Here is a 23,419-nt window from a genome sequence, read left to right as displayed (position 1 = left end):
ATTTGGTACGTTTCTCTTTGTGAGTCGCTTTGATGAAGATTATTGCCATGCGCACGGTCGCGCTCCCCGCTTTATTACTCCCTCTCGTCGCCAACGTGCACGCCAGCAAGAACGACGAACAAACCATGGTCGTTACGGCGACGCCTACCGCGATTTCCGAACTGGATACCCCTGCCGCCGTCAGCGTAGTGAACGGCGATGATATGCGTCAGGCCGCCCCGCGAATTAACCTCTCGGAATCGCTCGGCGCGGTACCCGGTTTGCAGGTACAAAACCGGCAAAACTATGCTCAGGATTTGCAGTTGTCGATTCGCGGTTTTGGTTCCCGCTCCACCTACGGCGTCCGCGGCCTGCGGCTATACGTTGACGGTATCCCGGCCACCATGCCCGATGGCCAGGGCCAGACGTCGAATATCGATATCGGCAGTATCGATAGCCTCGAGGTGTTACGCGGACCTTTTTCCGCGCTCTATGGCAACTCTTCCGGCGGCGTCATTAACGTCAATACCCAAACTGGCAGCCAGCCGCCGACCATCGAGGCCAGCAGCTACTACGGCAGCTTCGGCACCTGGCATTACGGACTGAAGGCCACCGGCGCCGTCGGCGACGGCACCCAGGCAGGTGATGTCGACTACACGGTGTCGACCAACCGTTTTACTACCCACGGTTCACGCGACCATAGCGGGGCGCGTAAAAATCTCGCCAACGCCAAATTAGGCGTGCGTATAAACGACGTCAGTAAATTAACGCTGCTGTTCAATAGCGTGGATATCAAAGCAAACGACCCGGGCGGATTGACATATGATGAATGGCGTAATAATCCTCAGCAGTCGCCGCGCGGCGATCAATACAACACGCGTAAAACGGTGAAACAGACCCAGGCCGGTTTACGCTATGAGCGCCAGCTTAGCCAGCAGGACGATCTCAGCGTGATGATGTATGCCGGCGAGCGCGAAACTACCCAGTATCAGTCAATCCCGATGGCGCCGCAGCTGAAGCCCTCACACTCCGGAGGCGTCATCGATTTAACTCGCCATTACCAGGGGATCGACACCCGCTGGACCCACCGCGGCGAATTACTGGTGCCGGTGACCTTTACCACCGGTCTTGATTACGAAAACATGAGCGAACGGCGTAAAGGTTATGAAAACTACGTTCTGGTGAACGGCGCGCCGCAATACGGCGAACAGGGCAACCTGCGCCGTAATGAACGTAATCTGATGTGGAACCTGGATCCCTACCTGCAGACTCAGTGGCAGCTGACGGACAAGCTCACATTCGATGCTGGCGTCCGCTACAGCTCCGTTTGGTTTGACTCTAACGACTATTACGTCACTCCGGGTAACAGCGATGATAGCGGCGATGCCAGCTACCACAAATGGCTACCAGCTGGTTCATTGAAGTATGCCGTCACGGATGCCTGGAATATCTATCTTTCCGCCGGACGCGGTTTTGAAACGCCGACGATCAATGAACTCTCGTATCGTTCCGGCAATCAGAGCGGATTAAACTTCGATCTTAAACCCTCCACAAATGAAACCGTGGAAATCGGCAGCAAAACGCGGATAGGCAACGGACTGTTCACCGCCGCGCTGTTCCAGACCGATACTGACAATGAGATTGTGGTCGACTCCAGCAGCGGCGGCCGCACCAGCTATAAAAACGCCGGTAAAACCCGTCGCCAGGGAGTGGAACTCGGTCTCGACCAGCAGTTTGGCGACAGCTGGAAATTAAAAGCAGCATGGACCTGGCTCGATGCGACCTATCGCACAAACGTCTGCGATTCATCAGACTGCAACGGCAATCGTATTCCGGGTATTGCCCGCAATATGGGCTATGCCTCTTTCGGCTACCAACCGGAACAGGGCTGGTACGCGGGTAGCGATATCCGTTATATGGGCGACATTATGGCCAACGACACCAACACAGCCAAAGCGCCATCGTGGACCGTGGTTGGCCTGACCACCGGCTATAAGTGGAGCTACGGGAAAATGGATATGGATCTGTTCGGCCGCGTCGATAACCTGTTCGATCGCACCTACGTTGGCTCGGTGATTGTTAATGAATCCAATGGTCGTTATTACGAACCGGCGCCGGGCCGTAACTTCGGCATCGGTATGAATCTCGCCTGGCGTTTCGAATGATGACGCCACCCAATGAGTAATGATAAAAAAAGGGATCCCAATTGGGATCCCTTTTTATTCCGCCACATTCTGTTAGAACGCGCTTCTTAAGGACAATTCGAAAATAATTTTTTCCGCCTGGCAGGAGAAATTCACCGCCGCGTCCAGTTTCGCCTCATTACCCACCGGCTCAATCGTGTAATCCACGCTCGGCGTTTCGCTGGCGGCAGCAACGGCGCGTTCGCGAATGGCCGCTACCGCAGACTCCGCTTCTTCACGGGTAGGGAAAAGTTTCTCGACCCGGTAAACGCAGTCTTCGTTATCGATAATGGTGCCAACATCAATGGCGCAGCCTTTGGTACTGCATTTATCAACTACATCTTTCATCGCATTAACCTCTTAAGTTTCCTTAAGGATAAAAAGCCGCTCACGGAAAAGCAAACCATTAATAAAAGTATGGATTAGTCATTTTTTTGCTTAGAGGCGACGAAACCGCCCCCGCACGCATCTTCGGGGGCGTTAGATAAGGCGGTAACGTTACTCCTCCGCTGCGACGTTAATCACCACTTTGCCGAAGTTTTCTCCCTTCAGCAGGCCAATCAGCGCCTGCGGCGCCTGCGCCAGGCCATCAACCTGCTGCTCGCGATATTTGATTTTACCTTCTTGCACCCAGCGCCCCATTTGCTGCTGGAACTCCGCGATGCGATGTCCGTAATCCTGGCCAATGATAAAGCCCTGCATACGAATACGTTTTTTAAGGATCGTCGCCATCAGCAGCGGCAGCCGATCCGGGCCATCCGGCAGCGCGGTGGCGTTATAGCCGCTAACCAGTCCGCACACGGGAACCCGCGCAGCGGTATTCAACAACGGCAGGACCGCATCAAAGACTTTACCGCCGACGTTTTCATAGTAGACATCGATGCCCTGTGGGCAGGCCTGCGCCAGCTGCTGGCTGAAATCCGCAGCGCGGTGATCAAGACAAACATCGAAGCCTAACGTCTCTACCGCATAACGACACTTCTCGACGCCGCCGGCAATGCCGACGGTACGGCAACCCTTAAGTTTGCCGATCTGCCCGACGGTGGCCCCCACCGGCCCGGTTGCTGCCGCCACCACCAGCGTTTCTCCCGCTTTCGGCTGGCCGATATCCAGCAGCCCCATATAAGCGGTAAATCCCGGCATGCCTAACACCCCCAGCGCCCACGAAGGGTGCTCAGGATTGTCGCCGAGCTTAACCAGATCGCTACCATCGGAAAGCGCATAATCCTGCCAGCCGCTATAGCCAAGCACCCACTCATCGGGTTTAAAATCAGGGTGATTAGTGCTCACCACGCGGCTTACCGTCCCCCCGACCATCACCGCGCCAATGTCCACCGGCGGCGAATAAGAAGGCGCATCGCTCATCCGTCCACGCATATAAGGGTCGAGCGACAAATAAATAGTCCGCAGCAGGATCTGATTCGCCCCCGGCGTCGGGAGGTCACCCTCTTCCAGTCTGAAATTTTCGGCGGTAGGTTCACCGTGCGGGCGTGAAGCCAATACCCAGCGGTGATGGCGTTGTGGATTAGCGGTCATAGCAAACTCCTCTTGTTAACGGCCTGTACTGAGGCTAGCCGTTTTATGCTTAACACGCTTTAACATTATGAGCCGGATTGGTTCAGGCGCACCACCAGATAGACGCAAGTCTCGCTGGACTCATTAATAAACCGGCAATCGTTGGGCGGCCCCAGTTCCAGACAATCCCCCGCCTGCATCTGATGGCGAGTGTTCCCTTCTACAAAAACTAACTCACCCTGCTGTAGCCAGATGAGCTGTCGCGCCAGCGCATACGAAGAAGCAGGCATCGGAACATCGCTGCCGGCCGGCAGCTCTATTTGCACCAGATCGATCGGCAGATCGCTACGCGGCGAGACGTGACGGCGCAAATAGTGGCTTTGTGGATCGCGCCACACTGGCTGGTTGGCAAAGCGCAAAAGCTTGCCCTCCTGCATCTCTGCACGCGCAATTAACGTCGACATACTGATGCCAAACGCGCCGGAGAGACGGCCCAGCATCGCCGCGGTGGGGCTACTTTCGCCACGTTCAATTTTATGCACCATTGCCCGCGAGGCCCCTGCGCGTTCAGCCAGATCGCTCAGCGACCAGCCGCGGGACTCGCGTTCGATACGAATGCGTGCGCTAATGCGCTGGTTGAGATTGTCTTCTATAGTATTCATGATGTAACAATATAGTGCGCACTACCGTATTACACAACTGTCCGCTATCCCCGATACTGCGCCGTTCCACGTAAAATTTATCGTAAAACTGATGACAGCCTGCCGTTCATTATTGTAATAATACCGTACCACTATAGTGTACAGACTTTGAGGCTTGCTATGTCCATCCGCCATGCCAGTAAAGACGATTGCGCGGCGATCGCCGAAATCTATAATCACGCCGTACTGCATACCGCTGCCATCTGGAATGACAAAACCGTCGATATCGATAACCGTATTGCCTGGTTTGAGGCCCGGCAGATTGCCGGCTATCCAGTGCTGGTGAGTGAAGAAAACGGCATCATTACCGGGTACTCCTCGTTCGGCGACTGGCGTGCTTTTGACGGTTTCCGCCATACCGTTGAACATTCGGTATATGTTCATCCCGACCATCAGGGCAAGGGGATTGGCCGTAAGTTGTTAGTCGCGCTTATCGCTGAGGCGCGGCGTCTGCGCAAACATGTGATGGTGGCCGGAATTGAATCCCGCAACCATGCTTCGTTACATCTGCATGAAACCCTGGGTTTTATCACCACTGGGCAGATGCCGCAGGTGGGAACTAAATTCGGTCGCTGGCTGGATCTGACCTTTATGCAGCTACAGCTCGACGATCGTCAGGATCCGGACGGCGAGGCATGAATCAGTCGCTCACCCTTGCCTGCCTGATAGCGGCGGGCGTCGGTCTGGTATTGCAAAACACCCTGATGGTCCGCATTACCCAATCCGCCTCGACGATTCTTATCGCCATGTTGCTGAATTCGCTGGTGGGGATCGTGCTTTTTGTCACTATCTTACTCCTGCGCCACGGCGCGGCCGGCTTTCAGGAACTGGCACTCAACGTCAAATGGTGGACCCTGATTCCCGGCCTGCTGGGTTCGTTTTTCGTCTTCGCCAGCATCAGCGGCTATCAAAACGTGGGCGCGGCGACAACCATTGCGGTATTGGTGGCCAGCCAATTGGTTGGCGGATTGGTTATTGATTTGATTCGCGCCCAGGGCGTGCCGATTCGGGCGTTAATCGGGCCAGTATGCGGGGCGGTGATGTTGGTGGTGGGCGCCTGGCTGGTGGCCAGGCGCCAGTTCTGACGTCATCCTTAAAGGATCTCGCCGCCTTTGGTTAACTGCTCGCGGCGTGCTTCCTGATCTTCATGATGTTGCCGCCCGTGATGGGCTATCGCTGTCCGCAGGCGCTGCTGCTGGGTATAACGCTCTTCACGGCCCAGCTCAGCATCATCGCTTAACGCGATCAGTAGCTCGTTCATAGAGGCAATCACGCCCCCGGCAATGGTCTCATCGACCCTGGCAATGACATCGTCCAGATGTGCCATCCTGTTCTCCTTTTCGATCAATTAAGCTTAGCTTTGGAAAAATCGCTTCCCATCAGACTCACGCTATAGCCGCTGACGTTGCTGCGGGTGGCGTAGAAAGTTTTACCCGTAGCCAGCGTGATCCACGGCGCCTGCTGATAGAAAATTTCCTGAGCCTGTTGGTAGAGTTTGTCGCGGGCCTGCGGATCGCTCACCAGAAGCGCTTTTTTCACCAGCGCGTCATAGGACTTATCGCACCAGCGCGCTACGTTGGAGCCGGTTTTGATATTATCACAGCTGAGCAGCGTACCAGCGAAGTTGTCCGGATCGCCGTTATCGGACATCCAGCCAAACAGCGCGCTATCATGCTCGCCCTTGCGCATACCGGAAAGGTATTCGCCCCACTCATAGCTGACGATTTTCGCTTTAATGCCGACTTTGCTCCAGTCGTTCTGAATCATTTCAGCGACACGCTTCGAGTTCGGGTTATACGGGCGCTGTACCGGCATCGACCACAGGGTCACTTCTGCGCCCTTCTCCAACCCGGCCTGCTTAAGTAACGCTTTCGCTTTCTGCGGATTGTAGTCGTAATCCGGCAGATCCTTTTTGTAACCGAGCATATTGGCCGGGATCGGCGATTTCGCCACGTTGCCGGAATCCAGGAAGACCGCTTTCACAATCGCCTGCTTGTCGGTGGCGTAGTTCAGCGCCTGACGTACCAGCACGTTATCAAACGGTTTCTTTTGCGTATTAAACGCCAGATACCCCACGTTCAACGCCTCCACCGCGTGTAACGCCAGATCTTTATTCCCTTTAATCACCGGGAACTGTACCGGCGATGGCGCGGGAATGATCTGGCATTCGTTGGTCTGCAGCTTAGCCAGACGAGTCTCAACGTTCGGCGTGATGGAGAAGATCAGATGTTTAGTCGGCACCTCACCTTCCCAATAATGCGGATTGGCGATATAGCGGATTTGTGAATCCACTTTGTACTGCTGCAGCGCATAGGGGCCGGTACCAATAGGCCAGCTATCGACGTATTCCGGCGTCCCTTTTTTCAACATCGCATCGGCATATTCAGCAGAAAGAATCGAAGCGAAGTCCATCCCCCAATCGGCGAGAAACGCCGCATTGGGCTCGCTCAGCACAAACTGAACGTGGTAATCATCGATCTTCTTCACTTCTTTAATCAGCTTATCAAGACCAACGTCGTGGAAATATTCATAATTGCCCTGCGACACGTTGTGATAAGGATGCTGCGGATCCTGCTGGCGCAGCACCGAGAACAGCACATCATCTGCATTGAAATCGCGGGTCGGCTTAAAGTACTTATTGCTGTTGAACTGCACGCCCTTACGCAGCGTAAAGGTCCAGGTTTTACCATCCGGGGACACTTTCCATTCGGTCGCCAGCGACGGAATCGGTGTGTTTTTAAGCGGATCAAAGGTTATCAGGCGGTTATAGAGCACCTGTGAGCTGGCAACGAATGAAGGACCGGAGCTGGCGATTTGCGGGTTAAAGGATTCCGGCGAGGCTTCCGAACAGTAGACCAGCGTGTCGTTGGCCGCAGCCAACGCGGCGCCGGCTGGCAGCAGTGCGCTTAGTGCCAGTGCAAGTAGTGATTTCCCTGTAGACATGGTTATAAACCTTATAAATTTGTTATATGCCCACTAATAACAGCACAGCCTAATACAACCAGCAAATAATGAATCGCTATTAGATTCACACTTTAACTCATAAGGTTAGCGCTGTTTGCGGCACTTCTCATAACGAAAGCCAGTGACTCGCGCACCGGTACGACAAAATGCCTTTTTCCGACTAAAATCCATTCGCGTGCCGCATTGTCCCTTTTCAGTCAAAGGAGCGTTACATGACGAATTCGATTTATCAGCCTATCACCCTCAACGATCCGCGGTTGTTGCAATTTGCCGAACAGTTGAATCCTGGCGCCAGTCCGATCTATCTCCCGGTCATTGATAAACCGGGGCCCGAGGGAAACGCCTACTGGAACGTCAGCGCGGCGATTGAACAGGTCGGTGGAAAAATGCTGCTGGGCTGGGAAATAAACTACTGGCCTGGCTGTTTTCTGGTCGCAACACATCATGCCGCCTTACAGGCCGACGATGGTGGTGTCTATGATGTGACTCAACGTTCGCAAGCCGCGGCGGTGCCTACCGTTAATCTGTTTATTCCCGACGACTCAATTGCTATTGACCTCGATAAAACGCCGGCCGTGAAATCACGATTTTATATATTACATTCCGCCGCCCAAATTACGGACTATCTCAGGGCCTATGACAATCTCAACGCTTTCGAGAAAAAGCTAAGCGATAAGCTTTATGAGATCGGCTATCGCTGTGAAACAAATAAAGCGTTGGCGAGCGGCATCGTCGGCACAACGCCTGCCTTCGTGGAAGGCAGTTCGGTCGATATTGACGAAATAAAAATGAATATTTCTGAGTTAAGCTGGATATTAAAAGATAAAATTAAAAAGCTAAAACAATATTCTGACGCACTACAGGTACAACCATTACATTAACTTTCCTCTTAGGGCCGTGGCGAATGGATTGTGTCTGCTGCGGCCCATGTTCGCCGTTCTCATTATTGTACTAAGTTGTGACCCGCTGAGGAATCTGCAAAAAAGTTGTGCGATAACCGCCCTTTCGCCGCTGCGCAATGAGGTATGGCGGTAGACTCGACACTCCGCAGACCAATGAGGTTACGCTAATGACTATAACCTGCAGCTTATATAGCGGCGGCCGCTGGCACGATGCCGAAGGCCGCGCCACTTTTATCCGTCGCCATCCGCAAAATAACGAGACAGCCTCTATCGCCGCAGCGGCAAGCCTCAATGACGCCCGTCGCTGTGCAGATAGGGCAGCCGCCGCATTCCCTTCATGGCGGGACAGCGCCCCATCCGAGCGTCGCCGGCTGTTGCTGGAAGCCGCCGCGCAAATGCAGCTTAGAGAAGCGAAATTTATTGCTACCATGGCGGCGGAGACCGGCGCGACGGCGCACTGGGCCGGATTTAACGTGCATCTGGCGGCAGATATCTTACGCGAAGCTGCAGCGCTAACCACCCAAATAGAAGGACAAGTGATTCCCTCTGATGTGCCGGGTAATCTGGCGATGGGCTTGCGTCAGGGCGCAGGCATCGTATTGGCTATGGCGCCGTGGAACGCACCGCTGATTCTGGCCACCAGAGCCATCGCCACGCCGCTTGCGTGCGGCAATACGGTGATTCTCAAGGGCTCGGAACTCTCGCCCGCGACGCATAGCTTAATCATCGATGCCCTCGCCGCGGCGGGCTTTCCCGACGGCGTGGTGAATTATCTCACCTGCTCGCCAGCCGACGCGCCTGCGCTAGTGGAAACGCTGATTGCTCACCCCGCCGTACGACGCGTGAATTTTACCGGGTCGACCCCCGTTGGGCGCATTATTGCCCGCACCTGTGGAGAATATCTTAAACCGGCAATACTTGAGCTGGGTGGCAAAGCGCCTCTACTGATACTGGATGATGCCGATCTTCAGCAGGCGGCGGCGGGCGCGATTTTTGGCGCTTTCGCTAACGCCGGACAGATTTGTATGTCCACCGAACGCATAATTGTCGATGAGAGCATCGCGGATGAGTTCGTCGAATTAATCAGCCAACGCGCCGCCGCGCTGCCTTCTACGCTTCTCGGCCCGGTGGTCGAGATGAAAACGGTACAACGCTGCAACGCGTTGATTGATGATGCACTGAACAAGGGAGCTCGTTTGCTCTGCGGTGGAAAGGCGGAATCAACGCAAATGCGCGCCACCCTGCTGGATGGCGTGACGCGTGAGATGCGAATATGGCACGAAGAATCTTTTGGCCCGGTCAAATCGGTGATTAGGGTCAACGGCGAGGAACAGGCTCTGGCCGTCGCTAACGAGAGCGAATACGGCCTGGCGGCAGCGGTTTATAGTCGCGATACCGCTCGCGCCTGGAATGTGGCGCAGAACCTGCAAACCGGTATTTGCCATATTAACGGCCCTACCGTACATGATGAAGCACAGATGCCTTTCGGCGGCTGTAAATCGTCCGGCTATGGCCGCTTCGGCGGACGCGCCGGGATCGCTGAATTCACCGAACTTCGCTGGATAACCATGCAAACTCGCCCGCGCGAATTACCGTTCTGATTTACCGCGATGCATTCAGAGCAACCCGGCAATCACGCGCGCCAGCGCGGCCGGGTTTTCCCATGCCATCGAATGCCCCGCCTGTGGTATGACAGCCAATGCGATACCCGCAGTTTCGACGTCTTCCGCTTCCTGTGAGGGTAGCGATAAACTACCGTAGATAAGCGTCTTGCGGCATTGCAGGTGAATAAAACGCTCAAACCACGAGGGAGAAGCACCTACTACCAGGCTGGTAGCTCCCCGCCATAACGCCCACGGTGCGCTATTTTGTAGGCAACCTTTCCATGGGGACGTTTCTTCCGCCAGCATCGACTGATAGCCGTTGGCGATAAAATCATCTTCCGTCTGCCCGGCGATTTTACAGCTATAGAATCCCCCACCGGCATAGAGATTGGGCTCGGCGACAATTAAGGCCTCAACGCGTTTGCCCAGCCGCTGCGCTGCCTCAATAGCCACACTGCCCCCCATACTATGGCCGAAGAGAATGCAGCGGTTGACCTGCAATTTGTTCAGCCACTCCACAACGACCGCAGCCTGGTCAGCAATTCGGTAGCCAAACTGAAGCGGTTTATCGCTGTAACCATAGCCTGGAAGATCAATTAGTAAGGCCCGGCGCCCATTCAATATAGGGTTAGAAACCACTGGCGGGTAATCGTATGAAGAGGCGCAACCTAACCCATGAATGAACACAATAGGGTCCCCCTGGCCTTGGAAATCAAACCAACGGACCGTTGCACCGGCTAAATGCGAATAGAAGCTGTTCATCAGATGGCATCCTTATTATTTTTAACTGTATTTATATACAGCCATCAAGACAATTAGGCCAGCCATTTCTGTTGTTCAGAATAGAGAAACCAGCAGCGCCATAGGGAAGCTGAATGGCCAGGTGGCACCAATCAGCAACGCAGCCAGCAGGCGAATACAACGGCTTTCCTTAGTTAAAAACCAGCTTATCAACGCGCAGATACAGCCCATTACGGCATAAAAAACCAGCATTTTCTGGTATAAAGTCATTTTTTTCCTTCCCTGTCAGACGTCGCGCAATGCGCGCCATCTCCCGCACCACTTAGGACGTCAGAGATCAATACCTCACAAAACAAACCGCTGCAAAGACCATGGAATAACGATCGATTCAGTGTTGTCCGATAGCGCAACTCTATGCGACCGACTATAAATGTAGGGGCTTACTCATAAAGGTGGCGTTATGGATGTTTCCAGCAAAACCGTAATTCTGATTAATGTCGGCGCAGCGCTTGCGCTTATTAGCCTGTTATCCGTTCGTTTTGGTTGGCTTTAGTAATTTTTTCAGCAACTAAACCTAAAAAAGCAGCTTCACTGGCTGCTTTTTTTTATGATTTTATTGTCGCGCGTTCCCCAGCATCTTGTTGCTGAAGCACCGCGATAATCTTATGATTTTCAGGGTTATATTGCGGCAAGAAATTTAGCTTTTCGCTATCCCATTCGACCATTGCGCAAACGCCCACAGTTGCCCCCTGGCTTTCACAGCGACTAATACGCTGGGCAGGGAGATTACCGTAAAGCATTGCGCTTACGCCGATGAGTAACAAGAGATATGCTAGCTTTTTCAAACCAATTCAACTTCAGAATAACAAATTATGTAAAATTTTCTCATGAGCGCCCCAACAAAGTCAAATCACATACACACCTGTCACCGCTACTGCTACTGCTACGATCCATGCCGTGAATTTAACATTATCGCTACAATTATTGTCTTCCGGTATAGAAAGTATCGAGTGCTATCCGCCCTATGACCTCTTGCCAGCGGAAGGATATTTATATTATTGGCAATAACAAAATGATCTGACACACCTCGTACGGTGTTATAGATATTTGGCTACACTGGACTTAAGGGGTGAGAATTTTCTTAAATTGGCTTGTGCAGATAATCAACAAACAACTTCCTCAACCATATAGGTAATGCGGATTCGACATTTTCATTTGTTAATTTGTGCTATTTATTCGATTAAGTGATAGAAATTATTATTTGCAAATTCACGGTTTTCCGCATAGGTTCATGACTATTCGTTATAACGTATTTGCTTTTTCTCTTACTTATTTTGAGGTTGCTTATGTCAGGAATAGCAGCGCTATTAATAGCATTAGTTTTATTGGTGGTAGCTATCTACAGCCTTCTCTCTTATATTCGTGAGCGCCGCCATTCGGGTTTGCCTTCTAAAAAAGACAAACGCTAATTGTGGCATCGATATAAAAGGCGATTCGCAAAAAAATCCCCGCATTAATCTGCAGGGATCTCATAATGATTAAGAACAGACTCTTAATGGTTTACACCCCATCCGGCGCTTATCTCCGGCACTCACAATGGCTTAGCTCTTGAAGGGGTATAAGAATACTCTCATATTACCCCTTATCTGTTTTAACATTTGTTGCTATTGCAACTATTAGCCTGATAATTCTGCCGGTACGTTAATGTTTAATGTTTAATGTTTCACCATCACATGCCTAACCACCGTGTAATCCTCCAGGCCGTACATCGACATATCTTTGCCGTATCCAGACAACTTCTGCCCACCGTGCGGCATTTCGCTAACCAGCATGAAATGGGTGTTTACCCAGGTGCAACCGTACTGTAATCGCGCGCTCAGACGATGAGCGCGACCAACATCCTGCGTCCATACCGAGGAGGCCAGACCATACTGCGAATCATTAGCCCAGGTTAACACTTGTTCCTCGTCGCTAAACGACGTCACGCTGACTACCGGGCCAAAAACTTCACGTTGTACGATAGCATCTTGCTGCCGGGCGCCAGCCAACAGCGTGGGCTGGAAATAGTAACCATTACCTGCAGCGCGACTGCCGCCGGTGACCACTTTAATATGCGGTAAAGCGCGTGCGGCGTTGACCGCTGCTGTCACCCGCTCCAGATGCGCAAGAGAACTCACCGGCCCCAGCTCCGTAGACGGATCGTCCGGTTGCCCCATTTTCAGGCTGGCCACGGCAGCGCCTAATTTTTCAACCAGCCGATCGTAGACGCCTTGCTGCGCATAGATACGACAGGCGGCAGTACAGTCCTGGCCGGCGTTATAAAAACCGAAGGTGCGAATGCCTTCAACGACGGCATCAATATCAGCATCATCAAAAACGATAACCGGCGCTTTACCACCCAGCTCCATATGGGTACGTTTAATCGAAGAAGCCGTATGACCAATGATATGGGCGCCGGTGGCGATCGAGCCGGTCAGGGAAACCATGCGTACTTTACTGTGGCCGGTGAGCGGATCGCCAACGGTTGGACCACGGCCAAAAAGCACGTTAATGACCCCGGCCGGGAAAATATCTTTTGCGAGCTCCGCCAGCTTCAATGCCGTAAGCGGAGTGATTTCCGAAGGTTTAATGACCACGCAGTTACCAGCCGCCAGCGCGGGCGCCAGCTTCCAGGCCGCCATCATCAACGGATAGTTCCACGGTGCAATCGAGGCCACTACGCCGACTGGATCGCGGCGGATCATCGAAGTATGCCCCTCCAGATACTCTCCTGCCGCCATTCCCGGCAGACAACGCGCGGCGCCGGCGAAGAAGCGAAACACATCGGCAATCGCCGGCATTTCGTCATTGATAACACAATGCAGCGGTTTACCGCAGTTTAAAGACTCCAGTTTCGCCAGCGTTTCTGCATGTTCGGTAATAACGTCAGCCATTTTCAGTAAACATTCGGCGCGAGTTTTCGGCGTTGTCTGGCTCCAGCTGACAAACGCACGATCTGCAGCATTGACGGCGGCATCGACCTGCGCCTCGGTCGCCTCCGCAATCTCAATAATCGCTTCACCGTTGGCAGGATTGAATACCGGCAGTACTTCGCCCTCACCCGCCACTAATTTACCGTTTATCAAAAGGTTATGTTGCATAGCATGATCCTGTAATGTGTATTATTTTCCGCTTTCGGCGTTATACTCGCCGTCACGGGTTAGCCACCAGGCCCCCAGGATGGGTACAGTCGTCACTAGCATCACCAACAGCGCGACCACGTTGGTGACCGGCACATCGCGCGGACGCCCCAGCTGATTTAACAACCACAGCGGAAGCGTCCGTTCGTGTCCGGCAGTAAAGGTAGTGACGATAATTTCATCAAAGGAAAGAGCGAAGGCCAGCATGCCGCCCGCCAGCAGCGCCGAACCCAGATTGGGCAGCACCACGTAACGGAAGGTTTGCCAGCCTGTTGCGCCAAGATCCATTGATGCTTCCACCAGACTCCATGATGTCCGGCGAAATCGGGCAATGACGTTGTTAAACACCACCACCACGCAGAAGGTCGCATGACCCACTACGATAGTGAGCAACCCTGGCTCAAGATTGACGGCTTTGAATGCCGTCAATAGCGCCAGACCGGTAATAATGCCGGGAAGCGCAATCGGCAACAGCAACAGCAGCGACACGGCATTCTTACCAAAAAACGTGCTCCGCCACAGCGCCCCGGCGGCGAGCGTACCTAACACCAGCGCAATTGCCGTGGATAAGGCGGCGACTTTAAGTGACAACGTCACCGATTCAATGATATCGGCACGAGCTGCCGCCTCGCTGAACCAGCGTAAAGTCAGCCCCTTCGGCGGGAAGCTAAAAGCGGCATCCTCTGTGTTAAAGGCATACAGGGCGATAATCAGCAGTGGAAAATGGAGAAATATCACTCCCCCCCAGGTGGCGATTTTAAGAATCAACGGCGCGCGTTCAGAGTGCATCAAACGCTCCCAGGCGCTTCACAAACGCCAGATAGAGTGCAATCAGAACAATCGGCACCAACGTGAACGCCGCTGCCATCGGCATATTGCCAATCGCACCCTGCTGCGAATAGACCATGTTGCCGATAAAGAAACCGGGCGGTCCCACTAGTTGCGGGACAATAAAATCGCCAAGGGTGAGGGAAAAGGTAAAAATAGACCCCGCCGCGATGCCCGGTATGGCTAAAGGCAATACCACGTAGCGGAAGGTTTGTTGCGGGCGGGCGCCTAAATCGGCGGAGGCCTGCAACAGCGATGGCGGCAGACGTTCCAGCGCCGCCTGCACCGGCAGGATCATGAACGGTAGCCAGATATAGACAAATACCATGAATCGCCCGAGCCCGGAGGTCGACAAGGTATTGCCGCCGACCGCCGGGATGGTCAATACCATATTTAACACGCTCTCCAGACCAAGGTGGCCGAGGAACCATTGCGCCACGCCATCTTTCGCCAGCAATAGCGTCCAGGCGTAGGCCTTGACGATATAACTTGCCCACATCGGCAACATTACCGCGATATAAAAGAAAGCTTTCATCTTGCCGCGGGTATAACGCGCCATATACCAGGCCATCGGCAATGCCAGGATTGCACTGGCCATAGTCACGCAGATGGCCATCACCAGGGTACGGATAATGATGTCGTAGTTGGCGGGATTGAACAGCGCCTTCAGGTTAGCGAGCGTCAAATCCGTGGTGACCGACATCGTAAAGTCATCAAAGGTATAGAAGCTTTGCCATAACAGCGTCAGGAGCGATCCCAGATAGACGATGCCAAACCACATCAACGGCCCCAGCAGCAGTAAAAACAGGCCCAATGAGGGTTTTCGCCAGAACAGTCCTGACACTCGCCCGGTCGTCGGTTGCACAAGCGCCATCGTCATCTCAGCCTCCGTTTTCCAGGGAAACCATCGCCGAACGCGACCAGCCGGCTGATACCTGCTGCCCCAACTGCGGTGTGCCAACCGCCGCCCCGCCATCGACGTTGGTCTGGCTGACTAACAGCTTATCGCCCGCAGCGAGTTTCAGTTCAATACGCGTAGACGCGCCCTGAAACTGTACCGCCTGGACGGTCCCCTGTACCTGGATATCACCGCCGCTATTCAGGCGGATATGTTCCGGGCGCAACGACCAGGCGCCGGACAAGCCACATAGCCTCTGAGAAATTTCAGAGGTAAAAACGTTCGCGGTGCCGACGAATCCGGCGACAAAGGCGGTTTTAGGACGTAAATAGAGATCGTGCGGCGAGTCGACCTGTTCAATGCGACCATTATTAAACACCGCCACGCGATCGGACATCGATAGCGCTTCACCCTGATCGTGGGTAACAAAAATGAAAGTGATACCCAGCGATTGCTGAAGTTTTTTTAACTCCACCTGCATCTGTTCACGTAGTTTTAAATCCAACGCTCCCAACGGTTCATCTAAGAGCAGCACCCGCGGTTGATTAACCAACGCGCGGGCAATGGCGACCCGCTGCCGCTGGCCACCGGAAAGCTGTGAAGGTTTACGCGCGTGAACAAATCCAAGCGCCACTTTTTCTAATGCTTGCTGGGCGCGAAGGTAGCGTTCTTTTTTGCCCACCCCTTTCACCATCAGCCCGTAGGCGACGTTGTCGATAATCGACATATGAGGGAATAGCGCGTAATCCTGAAAAACCGTGTTCACGTCGCGCTGCCATGGCGGTAATTCGCTGGCAGGCTGGCCAAAAATACGAATCGAACCGCCGGATAGCTGTTCGAAGCCTGCGATTAAGCGCAGGCAGGTAGTTTTGCCGGAGCCGGACGGCCCCAGCATAGAGAAAAATTCACCATCGCGAATGGCGATGCTCACGCCATCCACCGCGCGCACGTCACCGTACAGACGCGAAACGTCATTAAACTCTACCGCGTACGTCATGTTCAGTCTCCAGGCGCTTAGCGGCCACCCATAATCGCGATATAGTCCTGAGTCCAACGGCTATAAGGGACATATTTGCCGCCTTGGGCAATTGGCGTTTTCCAGAACGCAATCTTGTCGAATTGGTTGTAGCCGTTAGTTTCGCAGCCTTTGTCTCCCAGTAGCGTGCTCGCCTTACAGCCCTGCGGCACGACTGGCAGCGATCCAAACCAGGCGGCGACATCGCCCTGTACTTTCGGCGTCAGCGACCAGTTCATCCACTTATAAGCGCATACCGGATGCTTCGCCTCACTATGTAACATCGTGGTATCAGACCAGCCGGTCACGCCTTCTTTCGGGAAGACGGTAGCAACGGGCTGCCCTTCACCTTTAAGGCCATTGGCCTGATATGGCCAGGAGCCGGAAGCAACCACCCCTTCGTTTTTGAAGTCGCTCATCTGAACGGTCGCATCGTGCCAGTAGCGGTGAACCAGCGGATGCTGATCCTGCAGAACCTTTAACACCGCCTGATACTGTGTTTCAGTGAGTTCATAGGGATCGTTAATTCCTAACTGCGGCTGCGTTGCTTTGACAAAGAGCGCCGCGTCGGCGATATAAATCGGTCCATCATAGGCCTGAACGCGCCCCTGGTTACTTTTTCCGTCCGGTAAATCCTGTTTGACGAAAACCACTTTCCAGCTATCCGGCGGCGTCGGGAAGGTTTTGGTGTTGTACATCAGCAGGTTCGGCCCCCACTGATAGGGCGTGCCGTACACTTTATCGCCGACGTTAAACCACGCGCCTTTAGCAACTCGCGGGTCAAGCGTTTTCCAGTTGGGGATCAGCGCGGTATTAATCGCCTGTACACGCTTGCCCATAATCAGGCGCAACGAGGCGTCGCCGGATGCGGTGACCAGATCGTAGCCGCCCTTCGCCATCAAACTGACCATTTCATCGGAGGTGGCGGCAGTTTTCACATTAACCTGGCAGCCACTCTCTTTTTCGAATTGACTTACCCAGTCATAATTCTTATCCGTCTGGCCGCGTTCGATATAACCCGGCCAGGCAATAATATCGAGCCGACCTTCACCTTTATCCAGCGATGTCGGCGGTTCTGCGGCTTGCGCAGTAACAAAAACCATACTCAGCACGCACAGGCTGCCACGGGCAAATTTTTTGCTCATTTGAACTTACTCCTGTCAGAATAAAGGTAGCGGCAGCCGTGCCGTAAAAATATCTCCCTTAATAAGGGTAGACGGCGGCCTGCGGGGCTCTGGGGAAATTTACTCAGGTTGTGACCCGGGGCGCATTCCGCAAAAATCGCCGCCACGATTCGATAATATGGATTATAGACAAGGAGTTATGGCAAAGGGTTGATTATGCATATTCCCTATGACAGCCCGGTGTTAACGGGTATTTAACCCTGATTAATGTATACGAGAATGCCGGAAATTAATTGCCGGGAAAAATAAACCGGCAATTAAAAAAACAGCGATGAATAAACTAAGGCAAAAGTTGACGTATAAGTTCGCCGAGCCGTTTGACTCCCTGCTCCTCTTTTTCTCCCCAGCCCCATGCGGTATTAAAACGGAAGAATGAGGTCCAGTTAGCGGTGGTAGAAAACATTTTACCCGGCGCAATACTGATGTTATCCCGTAACGCCAGAGCACTGAGTTCGCCAGCATCGACGCCGGCGGGCAACTCAAGCCACAGGAAATAACCGCTGTCGCTATGGTGAATTTTGACCTCGGCGGGTAAAAAACGCAGTAGCGCTTGCCAGGCCAGCTGTTTTCGCTCGGCAAGCTGACGCCGCAACCGGCGTAAATGTGCGTCGTAGCGTTTGGTAGACAGATAATCCACCAGCGCCAGTTGCATCGGCGAACTGGTCGATAGCGTACTCATCAGCTGCAGTTGCTGAATACGGCGGGCATGTCGGCCAGCGGCGACCCAGCCGATACGAAAACCTGGAACCAGGCATTTGGAAAATGAGCTGCAGTGCAGCGTCATCTCATCACGATCCCAGTACTTTGCGGGTAGCGGTTTTTCCCGTCCAAAGTACAACTCACTGTAAACGTCATCTTCAATCAGCATCACGTTATAGCGCGTCAATAGCGCCACCAGTTGCGCTTTTTTTTCTGCCGTCAGCGTAAATCCGAGCGGGTTCTGGCTATTGGTCATTAGCCAACAGGCTTTAACCGGATAATTTTGTAATGCCTGTTCCAACGCGGCCAGATCGATCCCCTCTTTCACATCGCTGGCCACCGATAGCGCCTTAAGCCGCAATCGTTCGAGTGCCTGCAGCGCGCCGTAAAAGCACGGATTTTCTACGACGACCCAGTCGCCGGGCTCAGTCACCGCCTGCAGGCTGAGGTTCAACGCCTCCAACGCCCCGGCGGTGATGACGATCTCATCCGGCGACACGTTCATTCCCTGCAACGCATAACGCCGGGCAATCGCATGACGAAGCTCATCGTTGCCAGGCGGCAGGTTCTCGATCACGCTCATGGCGGTGGCGGTTTTACTCACCTGCGCCAAAGAACGGTTTAGCTGCTGTAGAGGAAACAGCCGCGGGTCGGGAAAGGCGGAAGCAAAAGGCAGCATCGACGCCTGACGGCTGGCCTGCAGGACGTCGAAAATATAGGTGTTGATATCAACGGATTCATTACGCGTCACCTGCGCCGGGGGATCCGGTTGGCGCTGCTTCACCGGCTGCGGCGCAACGTAATAACCCGATTGCGGACGAGCGATAATTCGTCCCTGGCTTTCCAGTAACTGGTAGGCATGGCTGACGGTCATAAAACTCATTCCGCTGCTGACAACCTGTTCGCGTAAGGAGGGCAACCGATCGCCGGGTTGCCAAACGCCGAGGGCGATCTGGTCGGTTAATTGTTGCGCAAGCTGCTGGTACTTTTTCATCGCAAGGTCCAAAAAGTGACGTTGCGCCCTATGATATATCAGCTGTTAAAAAGTGGCATGTTTTTATAACTGATATAAATCATTGCTGTAAGTTTCATCTCCTTAGCAAGTCCATTAACGGACTTTTATCGCAGGTGGGCATAATTCTGAAAGTGCAATAGTTGTCAGCAATTTATCTTTTCAAATAATTTGAACAGGTTATTATTCTATTTAGAATATCTTCAACTTCCATAAGAATACATTCATACAGTGAACAAATTATTTCTCGCATCGACACTTTTATTATGTTGCGCCGCGCAAGCCAGTACAGCTGGCGCGCCGATACTGGGCAATACTCCTGCGAATGCCCATCAGCTTTGTGGTAAAACGATTGAAGTCCAGATTAAATACCTGCCCGATGGAAGGCAAATTATTGGGCTAATGAATAGTAAAAGCGGAGATCTCGATCTTTTTCAATCCACTACCCCGCAATCGCCACAAGGGCAGTATTTGAAATTTGTGCCAATAAAATACGATCAACTGTCTAAAAATTTTATTGTGCAAAATGATGACGCTATCGATATACTTTGGGGCCGTACGGAAAATGAAAAAAAAGAGATCTCTTATACACTGTCTCTGGGTAGCCACGTCTATCCATGTGGGGTAATTCAACAATGGCCAAATGAAAAAGCTAATATGCTTTATGGTGAAAATAGTTAACCCCTACGCAGGGTTGTTCTCAATTGGGTATATCGACTATGATTCTCCACCCTAAATTTTCCTGGGTTGAGATCATATAAACATTCCCACACTCATAGGCCTGATGCGCCAGGCCTGCAGCATTCAAAGAGCGTGCAACTGCCTGTCGCCGCTATATTTATCAGCAACGTCAATGTCTGCTTGCGAGGGATATCCATGGTTTAATTATATTTCCTGAAACCTGACCTTACTACTGGTTCCATATGCCTTTGTTAAACATGTAAATTCATTTAGCTCACCATTAAATACACGCCATAAGACAGAGCAGCCCAAAAAACCATCATCAACATAATTACAATTAATAAACTCCGTAGAGCATTTCTTGTCAAAATGCGCCCCCTTCTCATTACCATTCATATAAAAATTTAATTAAATAAAAATAACAATAAACAGTTTCAATGCATCGCGACACAAAAGCGATGAAAAACACAGCAAGATATAAACTAGCAGAAGCAATGACAAAAAACATCAGCGCATTAAGGAAAATCGCACAAAAAAACTTAAAAATAATAAGAAAGAACTAAGAGACATAAAATAACGCCCGCAAATTTATCATTTTTAATAATGCAAAATAATAAAGTATAAATTCAACACATAAATAAAAAAGAATAACAGTGAGTAACTGTTATCATAAAAAACCCCATTTCTGCCTCTGCTATCACTCCCCGCCACCCCTTAAAATTGCGTTGAATCAATTTTGTTGTGGAGTCCAGCATGTTCGGTCTTGATGCATTTCATCTGGCGCGGATCCAATTCGCCTTTACTGTCTCATTTCATATTATCTTCCCCGCCATAACCATCGGTCTTGCCAGCTACCTGGCGGTGCTTGAGGGATTATGGTTAAAAACAAAGAATCCTGTCTGGCGCTCGCTGTATCATTTCTGGTCGAAAATCTTTGCCGTCAACTTTGGTATGGGGGTGGTCTCGGGGCTGGTTATGGCCTACCAGTTCGGCACCAACTGGAGTGGTTTCTCTCAGTTCGCAGGCAGCATTACTGGCCCGCTCCTAACTTATGAAGTTCTTACCGCTTTCTTCCTTGAGGCCGGTTTCCTTGGCGTGATGTTATTTGGCTGGAACCGCGTCGGCCCCGGCCTGCATTTTTTCGCCACCTGCATGGTGGCGCTGGGCACTATCATTTCCACATTCTGGATCCTTGCCTCAAACAGCTGGATGCAAACGCCACAAGGCTTCGAAATCGTTAACGGTCAGGTCGTACCCGTTGATTGGTTCGCCGTTATCTTTAACCCCTCCTTCCCATACCGCTTATTCCACATGTCCGTCGCGGCGTTTCTTAGCAGTGCGTTGTTCGTGGGCGCATCCGCCGCATGGCATTTGCTCCGTGGCAACCACACCCCCGCCATCCGTGCGATGTTCTCTATGGCGCTATGGATGACGCTGCTTGTCGCCCCCATTCAGGCATTAATCGGCGATATGCATGGGCTAAACACCCTGAAACATCAACCGGCGAAAATTGCCGCCATCGAAGGCCACTGGGAAAATCCGCCGGGCGAACCGACGCCGCTGCTGCTCTTTGGCTGGCCGGATATGCAACAAGAACGTACCCGCTATGGGCTGGAGATCCCTGCCCTCGGCAGCCTAATCCTGACTCACAGCCTCGATAAACAGGTACCGGCGCTGAAGGAGTTCGCTCCGGAAGATCGCCCCAACTCAACCGTTGTGTTCTGGTCATTTCGTCTGATGGCCGGTCTGGGAATGTTAATGATTCTGCTCGGCGTCATTGCCCTATGGCTGCGCTATCGGCAGCGTCTGTATACCTCAAAACCTTTCCTGCGCTTCGCGTTATGGATGGGACCTTCCGGCCTGATTGCGATACTTGCTGGATGGGTGACCACCGAAGTCGGGCGCCAGCCATGGGTCGTTTACGGTATACAGCGCACCTCCGAGGCCGTATCAGCTCACGGTGATCTGCATATGACCATTAGCCTGCTGGCATTTATTGCCGTCTACAGCTCGGTATTCGGCGTTGGCTATAGCTATATGCTGCGCCTGATCCGCAAAGGTCCGCAAGAGCAGACGCCTGTGCCATCAGGTACGCCGGCGCGTCCGCTTTCTGCCGCGACGGATGGTTTTCAGCACAAGGAGTCCCGCTAATGGGTATTGATTTATCGGTTATTTGGTTTGTTATCATCGTGTTTGCCACCCTGATGTATATCGTCATGGACGGTTTCGACTTAGGGATCGGCATTCTGTTTGCCGCCGTACGCGGCGGCGATGAGCGCGACGTGATGGTCAACAGCGTCGCCCCGGTATGGGATGGCAATGAAACCTGGCTGGTGCTTGGCGGCGCTGGTCTCTTCGGCGCCTTTCCGCTGGCCTATGCGGTGATTATCGACGCGCTGTCGGTACCGTTAACCCTGATGCTGATTGGCCTTATTTTTCGCGGTGTGGCCTTCGAGTTTCGCTTCAAAGCGACCCCTTCGCACCGTCCTTTCTGGGATAAAGCTTTTCTGGGCGGATCGCTACTGGCGACATTCACCCAGGGCATGGTCGTCGGCGCGGTCATTCATGGTTTTCCGGTCAGCGGTCGCAGCTTTAGCGGTGGAATGTGGGATTGGCTGACGCCATTTACCCTATTCTGCGGTTTCAGCCTCACCGTTGCCTACGCGTTACTGGGCGCCAGTTGGCTGGTAATGAAGAGCGAGAATCCGCTGCAGAATATCATGCGCAGAACTTCACGCCTTCTGCTGCTGGCCTTACTGGTGATAATAGCCGTGATTAGCCTGTGGACGCCGCTCTCCCAGCCGGCGATCGCCGAGCGCTGGTTTAGTCTGCCGAATCTGTTTTACCTGCTGCCGGTGCCGCTATTGGTTATCGCCCTCAGCGCCTGGTTATGGCGTACGCTTGGGCAACGAGATGCTCACGCCCTGCCGTTCGTGTTGACGCTGGGGCTCGTCTTCCTTGGGTTTAGCGGACTTGGGATCAGCATTTGGCCGAATATTATTCCGCCAGGGATTTCGTTATGGCAGGCCGCGGCGCCGCCGCAAAGTCAGGGCTTTATGCTGGTTGGCGCGTTACTGATTATTCCCGTCATTCTTGGGTATACCTTCTGGAGCTACTACGTTTTCCGCGGCAAAGTTCAAACTGGCGAGGGATATCACTGATGGAGCATTCATGGATAAAACGTCTGCTATGGCTGGCAGCCATATGGGGCGCTAGCGTGCTGGCGCTGGGCGCCGTCAGTATGATTTTCCGCCTGCTGATGAACGCTGCCGGGCTTCGTGCCTGATATAACACATCTCCAGCCTGGCGCTCATCGCGCCAGGCTTTTTTCATC

At 52.8% G+C, this 23,419-nt stretch carries 25 protein-coding genes; 11 read left to right on the top strand and 14 right to left on the bottom strand.

The window, feature by feature from the left end; translation table 11 throughout:
• Positions 1-32 precede the first annotated feature (32 nt).
• Positions 33-2,144: a TonB-dependent receptor PqqU gene (gene pqqU, locus ABLV07_RS12090; protein WP_047053632.1), complete on the top strand. Its 2,112-nt coding sequence runs from the start codon at positions 33-35 to the stop codon at positions 2,142-2,144.
• A 72-nt stretch (positions 2,145-2,216) separates the two neighbouring features.
• Here pqqU and ABLV07_RS12085 read toward each other — a convergent pair whose 3' ends face one another.
• From ABLV07_RS12085 to ABLV07_RS12075, 3 genes are all read right to left on the bottom strand, one after another.
• A complete protein-coding gene (locus tag ABLV07_RS12085; protein WP_015705548.1) occupies positions 2,217-2,510 on the bottom strand; it encodes a DUF406 domain-containing protein in 294 nt (97 codons plus the stop codon).
• Between the two features lie 150 nt (positions 2,511-2,660).
• Positions 2,661-3,698, bottom strand: a complete 1,038-nt coding sequence (locus ABLV07_RS12080) for an NADP-dependent oxidoreductase (RefSeq protein WP_045361015.1) — start codon at positions 3,696-3,698, stop codon at positions 2,661-2,663.
• Positions 3,699-3,763: 65 nt separating this feature from the next.
• On the bottom strand, positions 3,764-4,339 hold the full coding sequence (locus tag ABLV07_RS12075) for an XRE family transcriptional regulator (RefSeq protein WP_015366420.1): 576 nt from the start codon (positions 4,337-4,339) through the stop codon (positions 3,764-3,766).
• Positions 4,340-4,498: 159 nt separating this feature from the next.
• Between ABLV07_RS12075 and ABLV07_RS12070 the strand changes: the two genes are divergently transcribed.
• Complete coding sequence (locus tag ABLV07_RS12070; RefSeq protein ID WP_045361017.1) at positions 4,499-5,017, top strand: GNAT family N-acetyltransferase; 519 nt, start codon at positions 4,499-4,501, stop codon at positions 5,015-5,017.
• Positions 5,014-5,463, top strand: coding sequence for a DMT family transporter (locus ABLV07_RS12065; protein ID WP_032714594.1), 450 nt, complete (start codon positions 5,014-5,016; stop codon positions 5,461-5,463). Before ABLV07_RS12070 ends, ABLV07_RS12065 begins: the two co-directional genes overlap by 4 nt.
• Before the next feature lie 8 nt (positions 5,464-5,471).
• On the opposite strand, the gene ABLV07_RS12060 is transcribed toward ABLV07_RS12065, so the two are convergent.
• The gene (locus ABLV07_RS12060; protein ID WP_045361019.1) at positions 5,472-5,705 is read right to left on the bottom strand and encodes a YdcY family protein; all 234 of its coding nucleotides are present in this window, start codon (positions 5,703-5,705) and stop codon (positions 5,472-5,474) included.
• A 17-nt stretch (positions 5,706-5,722) separates the two neighbouring features.
• Positions 5,723-7,321: an ABC transporter substrate-binding protein gene (locus ABLV07_RS12055; RefSeq protein ID WP_015705554.1), complete on the bottom strand. Its 1,599-nt coding sequence runs from the start codon at positions 7,319-7,321 to the stop codon at positions 5,723-5,725.
• A 233-nt stretch (positions 7,322-7,554) separates the two neighbouring features.
• On the opposite strand from ABLV07_RS12055, the gene ABLV07_RS12050 reads away from it, so the two are divergent.
• Together ABLV07_RS12050 and ABLV07_RS12045 are read left to right on the top strand one after the other, a co-directional pair.
• Positions 7,555-8,223, top strand: coding sequence for a hypothetical protein (locus ABLV07_RS12050; protein ID WP_020078678.1), 669 nt, complete (start codon positions 7,555-7,557; stop codon positions 8,221-8,223).
• 188 nt (positions 8,224-8,411) lie between these two features.
• A complete protein-coding gene (locus tag ABLV07_RS12045) occupies positions 8,412-9,845 on the top strand; it encodes an aldehyde dehydrogenase (RefSeq protein WP_151084924.1) in 1,434 nt (477 codons plus the stop codon).
• 15 nt (positions 9,846-9,860) lie between these two features.
• Here ABLV07_RS12045 and ABLV07_RS12040 read toward each other — a convergent pair whose 3' ends face one another.
• On the bottom strand, positions 9,861-10,610 hold the full coding sequence (locus ABLV07_RS12040; protein WP_047042530.1) for an alpha/beta hydrolase: 750 nt from the start codon (positions 10,608-10,610) through the stop codon (positions 9,861-9,863).
• Between the two features lie 75 nt (positions 10,611-10,685).
• On the bottom strand, positions 10,686-10,859 hold the full coding sequence (locus ABLV07_RS12035; RefSeq protein ID WP_015366412.1) for a GhoT/OrtT family toxin: 174 nt from the start codon (positions 10,857-10,859) through the stop codon (positions 10,686-10,688).
• Between the two features lie 190 nt (positions 10,860-11,049).
• On the opposite strand from ABLV07_RS12035, the gene yncL reads away from it, so the two are divergent.
• Positions 11,050-11,142, top strand: coding sequence for a stress response membrane protein YncL (gene yncL, locus ABLV07_RS12030; protein WP_015705556.1), 93 nt, complete (start codon positions 11,050-11,052; stop codon positions 11,140-11,142).
• A 52-nt stretch (positions 11,143-11,194) separates the two neighbouring features.
• Here the strand turns inward: yncL and ABLV07_RS12025 are convergent, their stop codons facing one another.
• On the bottom strand, positions 11,195-11,434 hold the full coding sequence (locus ABLV07_RS12025) for a hypothetical protein (RefSeq protein WP_020078675.1): 240 nt from the start codon (positions 11,432-11,434) through the stop codon (positions 11,195-11,197).
• A 501-nt stretch (positions 11,435-11,935) separates the two neighbouring features.
• Here ABLV07_RS12025 and ABLV07_RS12020 point away from each other — a divergent pair.
• A complete protein-coding gene (locus ABLV07_RS12020) occupies positions 11,936-12,058 on the top strand; it encodes a small membrane protein (protein ID WP_015366410.1) in 123 nt (40 codons plus the stop codon).
• 246 nt (positions 12,059-12,304) lie between these two features.
• Here the strand turns inward: ABLV07_RS12020 and patD are convergent, their stop codons facing one another.
• The 6 genes from patD to ABLV07_RS11990 form a co-directional block, all read right to left on the bottom strand.
• Positions 12,305-13,729, bottom strand: coding sequence for an aminobutyraldehyde dehydrogenase (patD, locus tag ABLV07_RS12015; RefSeq protein ID WP_015366409.1), 1,425 nt, complete (start codon positions 13,727-13,729; stop codon positions 12,305-12,307).
• 21 nt (positions 13,730-13,750) lie between these two features.
• On the bottom strand, positions 13,751-14,557 hold the full coding sequence (locus ABLV07_RS12010) for an ABC transporter permease (protein ID WP_015366408.1): 807 nt from the start codon (positions 14,555-14,557) through the stop codon (positions 13,751-13,753).
• Positions 14,547-15,476 carry an ABC transporter permease gene (locus tag ABLV07_RS12005; protein WP_015366407.1) on the bottom strand — a complete coding sequence of 310 codons (930 nt, stop codon included), beginning with the start codon at positions 15,474-15,476 and terminating at the stop codon, positions 14,547-14,549. Before ABLV07_RS12005 ends, ABLV07_RS12010 begins: the two co-directional genes overlap by 11 nt.
• 1 nt (position 15,477) lies before the next feature.
• On the bottom strand, positions 15,478-16,491 hold the full coding sequence (locus ABLV07_RS12000; protein WP_108684248.1) for an ABC transporter ATP-binding protein: 1,014 nt from the start codon (positions 16,489-16,491) through the stop codon (positions 15,478-15,480).
• A gap of 17 nt (positions 16,492-16,508) precedes the next feature.
• Positions 16,509-17,654: a putative ABC transporter substrate-binding protein YdcS gene (gene ydcS, locus ABLV07_RS11995; protein WP_015366405.1), complete on the bottom strand. Its 1,146-nt coding sequence runs from the start codon at positions 17,652-17,654 to the stop codon at positions 16,509-16,511.
• Between the two features lie 319 nt (positions 17,655-17,973).
• Positions 17,974-19,386, bottom strand: a complete 1,413-nt coding sequence (locus tag ABLV07_RS11990) for a PLP-dependent aminotransferase family protein (protein WP_032705828.1) — start codon at positions 19,384-19,386, stop codon at positions 17,974-17,976.
• 249 nt (positions 19,387-19,635) lie between these two features.
• Here ABLV07_RS11990 and ABLV07_RS11985 point away from each other — a divergent pair, with 249 nt between their 5' ends.
• The 4 genes from ABLV07_RS11985 to ABLV07_RS11970 all read left to right on the top strand — a co-directional run bounded on the left by ABLV07_RS11985 (position 19,636) and on the right by ABLV07_RS11970 (position 23,371).
• Entirely contained in the window at positions 19,636-20,085 is a 450-nt protein-coding gene (locus ABLV07_RS11985; protein WP_157195314.1) for a hypothetical protein, read from the top strand.
• Positions 20,086-20,838: 753 nt separating this feature from the next.
• Positions 20,839-22,236: a cytochrome ubiquinol oxidase subunit I gene (locus ABLV07_RS11980; protein ID WP_042897252.1), complete on the top strand. Its 1,398-nt coding sequence runs from the start codon at positions 20,839-20,841 to the stop codon at positions 22,234-22,236.
• On the top strand, positions 22,236-23,246 hold the full coding sequence (gene cydB / locus ABLV07_RS11975) for a cytochrome d ubiquinol oxidase subunit II (protein ID WP_042897250.1): 1,011 nt from the start codon (positions 22,236-22,238) through the stop codon (positions 23,244-23,246). Before ABLV07_RS11980 ends, cydB begins: the two co-directional genes overlap by 1 nt.
• The gene (locus ABLV07_RS11970) at positions 23,246-23,371 is read left to right on the top strand and encodes a DUF2474 domain-containing protein (RefSeq protein ID WP_015705564.1); all 126 of its coding nucleotides are present in this window, start codon (positions 23,246-23,248) and stop codon (positions 23,369-23,371) included. The genes cydB and ABLV07_RS11970 overlap by 1 nt, the downstream gene beginning before the upstream one ends.
• Positions 23,372-23,419: the final 48 nt, after the last annotated feature.

It is taken from the genome of Klebsiella sp. CN_Kp097 (assembly GCF_040064495.1).
GTDB classification, from domain to species: Bacteria; Pseudomonadota; Gammaproteobacteria; order Enterobacterales; family Enterobacteriaceae; genus Klebsiella; species Klebsiella aerogenes.
Note: the sequence above shows the minus strand (reverse complement) of the source record. Positions and strands in the feature narration are given on the sequence as shown.

Coding starts and splice junctions, on each gene's coding strand:
- pqqU (WP_047053632.1), top strand. CDS start 33: ATGAAGATTATTGCCATGCGCACGGTCGCGCTCCCCGCTTTATTACTC.
- ABLV07_RS12085 (WP_015705548.1), bottom strand. CDS start 2,510: ATGAAAGATGTAGTTGATAAATGCAGTACCAAAGGCTGCGCCATTGAT.
- ABLV07_RS12080 (WP_045361015.1), bottom strand. CDS start 3,698: ATGACCGCTAATCCACAACGCCATCACCGCTGGGTATTGGCTTCACGC.
- ABLV07_RS12075 (WP_015366420.1), bottom strand. CDS start 4,339: ATGAATACTATAGAAGACAATCTCAACCAGCGCATTAGCGCACGCATT.
- ABLV07_RS12070 (WP_045361017.1), top strand. CDS start 4,499: ATGTCCATCCGCCATGCCAGTAAAGACGATTGCGCGGCGATCGCCGAA.
- ABLV07_RS12065 (WP_032714594.1), top strand. CDS start 5,014: ATGAATCAGTCGCTCACCCTTGCCTGCCTGATAGCGGCGGGCGTCGGT.
- ABLV07_RS12060 (WP_045361019.1), bottom strand. CDS start 5,705: ATGGCACATCTGGACGATGTCATTGCCAGGGTCGATGAGACCATTGCC.
- ABLV07_RS12055 (WP_015705554.1), bottom strand. CDS start 7,321: ATGTCTACAGGGAAATCACTACTTGCACTGGCACTAAGCGCACTGCTG.
- ABLV07_RS12050 (WP_020078678.1), top strand. CDS start 7,555: ATGACGAATTCGATTTATCAGCCTATCACCCTCAACGATCCGCGGTTG.
- ABLV07_RS12045 (WP_151084924.1), top strand. CDS start 8,412: ATGACTATAACCTGCAGCTTATATAGCGGCGGCCGCTGGCACGATGCC.
- ABLV07_RS12040 (WP_047042530.1), bottom strand. CDS start 10,610: ATGAACAGCTTCTATTCGCATTTAGCCGGTGCAACGGTCCGTTGGTTT.
- ABLV07_RS12035 (WP_015366412.1), bottom strand. CDS start 10,859: ATGACTTTATACCAGAAAATGCTGGTTTTTTATGCCGTAATGGGCTGT.
- yncL (WP_015705556.1), top strand. CDS start 11,050: ATGGATGTTTCCAGCAAAACCGTAATTCTGATTAATGTCGGCGCAGCG.
- ABLV07_RS12020 (WP_015366410.1), top strand. CDS start 11,936: ATGTCAGGAATAGCAGCGCTATTAATAGCATTAGTTTTATTGGTGGTA.
- patD (WP_015366409.1), bottom strand. CDS start 13,729: ATGCAACATAACCTTTTGATAAACGGTAAATTAGTGGCGGGTGAGGGC.
- ABLV07_RS12010 (WP_015366408.1), bottom strand. CDS start 14,557: ATGCACTCTGAACGCGCGCCGTTGATTCTTAAAATCGCCACCTGGGGG.
- ABLV07_RS12005 (WP_015366407.1), bottom strand. CDS start 15,476: ATGACGATGGCGCTTGTGCAACCGACGACCGGGCGAGTGTCAGGACTG.
- ABLV07_RS12000 (WP_108684248.1), bottom strand. CDS start 16,491: ATGACGTACGCGGTAGAGTTTAATGACGTTTCGCGTCTGTACGGTGAC.
- ydcS (WP_015366405.1), bottom strand. CDS start 17,654: ATGAGCAAAAAATTTGCCCGTGGCAGCCTGTGCGTGCTGAGTATGGTT.
- ABLV07_RS11990 (WP_032705828.1), bottom strand. CDS start 19,386: ATGAAAAAGTACCAGCAGCTTGCGCAACAATTAACCGACCAGATCGCC.
- ABLV07_RS11980 (WP_042897252.1), top strand. CDS start 20,839: ATGTTCGGTCTTGATGCATTTCATCTGGCGCGGATCCAATTCGCCTTT.
- cydB (WP_042897250.1), top strand. CDS start 22,236: ATGGGTATTGATTTATCGGTTATTTGGTTTGTTATCATCGTGTTTGCC.
- ABLV07_RS11970 (WP_015705564.1), top strand. CDS start 23,246: ATGGAGCATTCATGGATAAAACGTCTGCTATGGCTGGCAGCCATATGG.